Annotated in this window: 7 protein-coding genes; 3 read left to right on the top strand and 4 right to left on the bottom strand. The window is 43.5% G+C overall.

What is annotated here, in order from left to right:
* A partial coding sequence (locus tag JCM14374_RS13780; RefSeq protein WP_054696413.1) for a hypothetical protein occupies positions 1 to 349 on the top strand: 349 nt, incomplete at its 5' end.
* Complete coding sequence (locus JCM14374_RS09250; RefSeq protein WP_054696411.1) at positions 346 to 981, top strand: pyruvate kinase alpha/beta domain-containing protein; 636 nt, start codon at positions 346 to 348, stop codon at positions 979 to 981. The genes JCM14374_RS13780 and JCM14374_RS09250, both read left to right, overlap by 4 nt.
* Here the strand turns inward: JCM14374_RS09250 and JCM14374_RS09245 are convergent.
* The 3 genes from JCM14374_RS09245 to JCM14374_RS09235 form a co-directional block, all read right to left on the bottom strand.
* Positions 957 to 1295 (bottom strand): hypothetical protein, encoded by a 339-nt coding sequence (locus JCM14374_RS09245; RefSeq protein ID WP_054696408.1) that lies wholly within the window; start codon positions 1293 to 1295, stop codon positions 957 to 959. The two genes, JCM14374_RS09250 and JCM14374_RS09245, sit on opposite strands and share 25 nt — an antisense overlap.
* A gap of 298 nt (positions 1296 to 1593) precedes the next feature.
* The gene (locus tag JCM14374_RS09240) at positions 1594 to 2439 is read right to left on the bottom strand and encodes a DegV family protein (protein ID WP_054696405.1); all 846 of its coding nucleotides are present in this window, start codon (positions 2437 to 2439) and stop codon (positions 1594 to 1596) included.
* A gap of 123 nt (positions 2440 to 2562) precedes the next feature.
* On the bottom strand, positions 2563 to 3441 hold the full coding sequence (locus tag JCM14374_RS09235; protein ID WP_054696402.1) for an MBL fold metallo-hydrolase: 879 nt from the start codon (positions 3439 to 3441) through the stop codon (positions 2563 to 2565).
* Positions 3442 to 3596: 155 nt separating this feature from the next.
* Between JCM14374_RS09235 and JCM14374_RS09230 the strand changes: the two genes are divergently transcribed.
* On the top strand, positions 3597 to 5237 hold the full coding sequence (locus tag JCM14374_RS09230; RefSeq protein WP_054696400.1) for a PHP domain-containing protein: 1641 nt from the start codon (positions 3597 to 3599) through the stop codon (positions 5235 to 5237).
* Positions 5238 to 5313: 76 nt separating this feature from the next.
* On the opposite strand, the gene JCM14374_RS09225 is transcribed toward JCM14374_RS09230, so the two are convergent.
* Positions 5314 to 6429: a protease inhibitor I42 family protein gene (locus tag JCM14374_RS09225; RefSeq protein ID WP_054696397.1), complete on the bottom strand. Its 1116-nt coding sequence runs from the start codon at positions 6427 to 6429 to the stop codon at positions 5314 to 5316.
* Positions 6430 to 6815: the final 386 nt, after the last annotated feature.

The raw sequence follows: 6815 nt of genomic DNA, 5'->3' as shown, positions 1-6815 counted from the left end.
GTTTGCTTCCGATGATTATATTGACTGTGATGAAGCAACTCTTATAAATAATGGCAGATTCACCTTTCAATATTTTTCTTACCATTTTAAATGCGCTGATAATAATAACCTTAATTCATATCGGATAGATTATGATATGGATGGTTATCATTTAAATCCAGATCCAAACCTAAAACATTATAGGCATCGAATTGATTGGGAAAACCTAAGTATTGATATTATTAGATTTAATTGTTTATTGGCCATTCATTTAGCATTGCTCTATATAAAAAATGGTATTTATCCGGCGGACCAAAAAGCTGGTATTTACGAAAAAACCTTAGAAGGTATCAGGAGGAAGTTAAAATGAGCCCGGGGATTTCAAAATCTATATATTATTTTAACTCAGAGGGAAAGAGCAACCTTCCAAAAACAGTCACTTTGGTAGCCAAAAGGGCAAAAGAGAATGATATCCGGCATATTATCGTTTTTACCGCTAATGGAGATGGAGCTTTTATGCTCAAAAAAAAATTAGCTCATAATAGTGAGATTATCATTCATGCCGCGACATTTCCCTACAAACAGGTTTTTAATATTAAGGATTCAGATGGTAATAGGATAAGTACCTTAGCCGGAACTTCAATGCCGGAGATCAGGGAAGAATTACGGAAGAAAGAGATTAATCTGATTCAGGGTGTTATGCCCTTGCAAGAAATAATTATTCCAAATACCAAGGATGTAAAAACTCAGACTATTTCTTACGCGCTGGGTCTGCTTGGCGGGGGATTAAAATTATGTGTACAAGCTGTATTGATGGCAACTGATGGAGGTCATATTGAGCCTGGTGAAATGGTTATAGCAATGAGTGCCGATACTGCAATTGTTGCCCGGAGCAGTCTATCCACCTGGCTATTCCATCCGGAACATGGCTTTGAGATTTCTGAAATAATATGTAAACCGAGCCGTTTTACTATTAGTCATGCAGCTTTAACAGAAAAATAAAATAGGGGTTGATTTTTAATCAACCCCTCCATGTTTTCGTTAGTTTGTCCAAATAAGTCCCGTTGGCTGTCAAACTGAGAACTTTGAAGGAGCTCAAAAATATCTCCTTCGGCTCGGATAAAAATTTCAAAATTATATAACCAGTTTCTGCAGTCACGTGCTTCTACGGGTAGCGGAATACCCTCTCGATACCAGCTAATAAACTGCATCGTATCCAGATTATATTTCTGCTGCAACTCTAAAAGTATATTTTTTGAATGCTCCGGTTCATAAACAATTTTGACAAAATCTTCGTAAGGCATCTGTGTATGCAAATCTTCACCTCCGAAAAACCAAAACTCAATTTGACAACCGTAAAGTATTTTGAACATTTTATATTGTGTTTATACGTTATTGTAACTCTAACTCTTTGGAAACTCTATAAAAATTTTTGTTAAATATAGTGAGTAACACACGTTAACTGTTGGTATGTTTAATATTTATATTTATTAGAGTCTGCAAGTAAAAATTCAATTTTTATCCTCCGCTAGTTTGTGCAAACCCTCTTGAACCATTCTCCTGTAGTAAAATATTTTTTTGAAGTTATTAAAAACCAGATTGGATATTTTTTTCTCAAATATTTATCATCAGCCCGCCTTCGCCGGCGTAGGTGCCGATGGTAGCGCTCATTTCCGATATTAGGATGGGATTAACCGGATTGTGTAATTTTCTTATCATCTCAGATAGATAATGAGCGTCTTCTTCAGCATTCACATGGCTGATTCCGAACAGACGTTCATTTAAAGGAATGCCTGACGTTTTGCTCAGCATGTTTACCATACGGTGAATTGCCTTTTTCCTGCCCCGCACCTTTTCCACCACCTCCGGAACGCCTCTGTCATTTCCCATCAATATAGGCTTAATGTTTAACAGCGTTCCTGCCAGACCCTCAACCCGGCTGAGACGCCCTCCTTTAACCACGTTTTCCAGGGTGTCCAGAGTAAAAATTACCTGCCGGTCTTTACGCATAAGGGTCAATCTGTCAACAATGTTGTCCAAAGATAACCCGGCAGCAGCCATTTGAGCAGCTTTAATAGCCGTAATGCCAGTACCCAGGGAAGCCGTCAGGGAATCAAAAATTTTAACCTGTTCACTGCTGAGCATATTGCAGGCCAGTTTCGCAGTCTGGAAGGTACTGCTCAACCCTGAAGACAGGCTGACAAACAAGACCTCGCCCTTATCGCGCAGGCCCCTTTCAAAGTGTTCTAAAAAAGTATTGGGGTCAGGTGCGGCAGTTTTAGGAAGCTTTTTAGCCATCCTCATTTTTTTCAAAAATACGGGCGGAGTAAGCTCAAAACGGTCCAGAAAGGTTTCGCCGTCATCAAAAGTAACTTTCAGAGGAATCATCGTAATGTGGTATCTCTGCAGCTCTTCATCGGGCAAATCACAGGAAGTATCGGTAATAACACTTAATGGCATATGATGACCCCCTCTATGCCAGGTTCTTAAACCAATAATTAGCAATTCAAGGTGCAAATATTATAACACAGGCCTGAGTTTACTGATATTTGGAGCATAACGCTATAAGCAGCCATATGCAGACTATCTGCTGTAATATTTACCTTCAAAACAAACCACCTGTCCCAATCGTTCCAGGCGCTGCAGGTGTTTCAGATCCATTACGCATTCATGCATGTAATAAACGCTGCGGGGTTCGGGAAACCTGCCGTTAAAACAAATCCCCTGTTCAGCTATTTCTGGTATGTTGTGGACGCCTGACTGAACCTGTTTAAGTATCTTTTCCTCACGAGACAGAATCTCATCGCGATACGCTTTTAACCTCTGTTCCAGGTTTTCCTTCATTATGGCTTCACCATGTCCGCCCACCAGCATATCCGGTTTTAGTTGCCGCAAGCGTTCAATGGAATTAAGGAAATCATCCACGTCACTGTCCAGCATGGCATAGATCGGCTTGATATCCAAATTTATATCCGCGGTAAAAACGAATCCTTCACGGGGAAAAAGGAAACCACAGTGGCCGATACTGTGTCCGGGCAGGGCCACGACTTCAAACTCAACCTGGCCGGTACATATAATTTGTCCATCATGAAGTTCACCATCGGCAGGCCTGGCATGATACTGCACCGCATCCAGGTATAAGGGACGGGTGGCTTCGTCCGGATAGAGGTAATATCCGTAGGCTGTAAGATAAGCCTCGCCTGATTTAACCCGTTCATGCTCGGCCGGATGGAGTAATACCTTCGCTTGGGGAAAAAGATGGTTACAGGAGTTATGGTCGCTGTGTCCGTGACTGTTTACTATCAGGCCGATCTTTTTATCCTGCAAATGAAGGAACTCTTTGGGATGCGGGCTGGAATCCACCAGGCAGGTGATGTCGTCTTCAATCAAGAGGCAGTTGCAGTAGGGCAAAGTATATTTACCGTGACTGAGCAGGGTAATATGCTCAAACAATGGTTTCATTCAGTTTCCCCCTTAAATAACGTATGCGGTTCATAAACCGGCATAATTAAGCTGGAGTATATTTACTGCAGGTCATTTAAAAACAGCGTATAATGTATAATAATACCATATTAAAATACAGCCATCACCCATTCATTATAGGGAGTTCTGATCTTATGTACACGGGGAGCGGGTATAAATACATCATTTATGTAATAGTGGCCCTATTGGTGGCAGCCGCAGTATCAGATCCTCAGTTGACATCTGCAGATAAGGGTACACCATCAGGCAGTATGGGGGTGAATACTGTGCAGTCTTCGGGGGAAAAACCCATCTCCCAGTTAACCCCGCAGGGAAAAGGATTCGATTTAAACAATTATAACCTGGCACAATCACCGGGTATTATTATGGTTATGGAAAAAACCTCTTTTATCTTGTGTCAGGAAATACCTGACCAGGTTATCATACCGGCGGCGATCTGGATATATACCCCCGGGCAGTCGGCCTTGTGGAAGGATATCTCAGTATATGACGGAAATCACCGTCTGATTATTAATTATAATATTTCCCAAAATGTGAAAAACACTAACAAATCTCCAACCTCACCTGGCGCAGATGGGCAGGTTCCGGCTTTGAGCCAGGAACTGCAATCTATACCTTCGGGCATGTGTTTAAGGGAAATTACTGTGCCTCTTAAAGATCCAGCGCCGGCAAAAGGCCAACCGTCTACCCTGCAGGTTACTGCCCGGCTGATCATTAATGGAAAAACCGCAGAGCTGACTTTAAACGCCAACCTCATCCTGGCTTCACTGCCATCGTATCAGGACTGGTACTGCGGGGACGGCCATATGCATGCAAATTTTAAAACCCCCGGGTCGAAAGCAGGAGACGATGGCTGGCATTCCATTGCTCAGGTTATAAATATGATGAAAAAAAGGGGTTATATGTGGACAGTTATGACTGCTCACCGCGAAGCCTTTAGTTCACAGGCAGGGTGGGCCAAATACTGGGCAGACTGCCAAGAAGCCCAAGCCGAATATGGTATTCCGGTATGCCCGGGAACAGAAATAGCCAGCAGCACCAATGCTCATGCCCTGGCATACTGGCAGGACCCTAAAGACCCGCCCCCGTCTTCCAAAAAGTACCCGGAAGCTGAACTTATTACCCGCATTACTGACCAGAATCCCGGCAGCTCTTATGGGGGAATGGCTCATCCCAACCACAGCTACAAATGGCATACCTGGCCGTCAAACAGCCGCGTAGCCGAATTGATAAGTTCCTCCACGGTAATTGACGGCGCTACCTATACGCAGTGGCTGGCAGCCTTGCGCGGCAGCCTCCCCGTCATCCTTAGCAGCGGTGCGTTCTGTACCCCGGCAGGTAATTCCGACTATCATTTTGGAATACCGGCAGGCTGCACCTGGCTCTATATGCCTAATTATTCGTCCAGCCAGCGTGAACCGGTATGGACCGCTATTAAAACCGGTCGTACTTCCGCCAGCGGCAGGGGCAATCTGGGCTGTTTCAGTTTGAACGGTCATACCCAGGGCGCCATCTTAATAAATCCGGACCAGCTGGAATTTAAGATTGTGCAAAAACCGGTTACAGGCGCACACTGCGAGCAATTTGCCATAAGAAATAAGAACGGTGAAAATATCTGGGTATCCCCGCATAATCCTGGTGAAAACACCGTAGTAAATTTACCTCCGCCTTCGGAGGATGACTTCTACTTCGTACACCTGGTTTTCTTTCATGACAAAACCGGGCTGATCACATCCGATGTCATAACCAGCCCGGTATTTATTGACATTAATTAACCAACTGACCGCCTCGGCTGAGGCCATCCATTTATAAAAATGGTCATCTTAAATTTAATAATCTGTAGCTTTCTTCTTATTGAATCCGGTAATTTCCTTTGAACGTGCTCAAGGGGATTTTGAATTCTGGTATACCTGCCGCATAAGGCGCTATCTCATACTGATTGAAATAGACTATTAATTTTCTATCCTGGATATAGAAACGCTGCTGTTTAGTGATACCTTTGAACCCTTCCTTGCCTGTAAAATAATTGTCCGGATCTTTTGCTATCTCTTTGCGTATCTCTTTATTTATAACGGTTTTATAATCATAGTTCGTGACAAACAGGCTCCGCAAATCCAACACCTGTCCGGTCTTAAGGTCTATATTATAGGCTCGGCGGTCGGTTTGTCCGTGAGCGCCACCGGTGTACTGGTAATAATCAACATAAAGGCTTAAAAACGCGGAATTCTTCGTGCAAACCGTGTACTTGCTGACCATTTCGTAGGGTCTGACCGGGAATCCTGCCATCTGGCACTCTTTCACATAATCGTTGAAGTCATCTTCGACTCCGGCTTTCCAGGTCATAGCATCGTTTTCTAAAAGCTTATTAATTCTTTTCTGTACGGTCTGATTGGAAAGCCCGCTCAATACCGGGATATCCAAATCTACGCTTTTGTATTTGATTTTATGGTTATATTCCCTGGTGGTTACTTTCACAACCGCATCCGACCTGGCAGGACCAATGTTTACTGTCACCTGGTACTTCTTTAAAGGCTGCACACTTTCCCAAGGACGGGCATAGGTCATTTTCAACTGCACCCTACCGTTTTTTAAAGCCTTGAACGTCCAGCAGCTTCGGCCCGCCTGGCCGACTATTTGCGGGGAACTGTTCGGGTTGACAAACCCCTTATTCACTAAAACCAGCCGGGTTTTGTCCCAATCTCTCAACATCCATTCGTAGCCGGTAGATGGGTTGCTTGCTAAAGAAATTTTGAACGTATCTCCCACCGCCACATTCAGCTCTTTGTTATTATAAGCTTCGCTGATTATAGTTTTGACATTCACCGGTTTATCTACCTCTGCAGCCTTAACGTACCGGGGCAGCATCTTGCCCCCCTCTGGATAATCATTTCCCGATGCGGCCAGGGCCAATACCGGGTTAACCAGAGCGAACAACGCTATCAAGAAACCAATCCCTATTTTCTTCATATGCAAAACCGCCTTTATTAATGTGTTTGCTTTTTTTACGTTATCAGGCGGCCTGTCCTTTCACCTTTTCCCGCCGCTCCGCCAGGTATATTCTGTAAATTAGCCATACTATACCAGCTGTTGAGGGTTTGTTGGCGCTGCGCCCGCAGCAGGTATTTTCAGGTTTGTTGACCACTAACTACTTAACATGCGTTAATGCGACTAACTCCAGAAACGAGATAGTATTGTGTATACTTTATATAATATAATATTTATTACAGTAATAATTTTATTATCTGAACAGTACCAATGGCACAGGTTATTATTTGACCAGAGGTTATTGTCTGGCTTGTGGCGCGGTTTGTAAGTTGACTATTCGGGGGGGTAGTCCAAAGGACTGCCCCTAT

Origin of the sequence: Syntrophomonas palmitatica JCM 14374 (assembly GCF_001311885.1) — a bacterium.
Classification (GTDB): Bacteria; Bacillota; Syntrophomonadia; order Syntrophomonadales; family Syntrophomonadaceae; genus Syntrophomonas_A; species Syntrophomonas_A palmitatica.
This window is presented reverse-complemented; position numbering and strand designations above follow the sequence as displayed.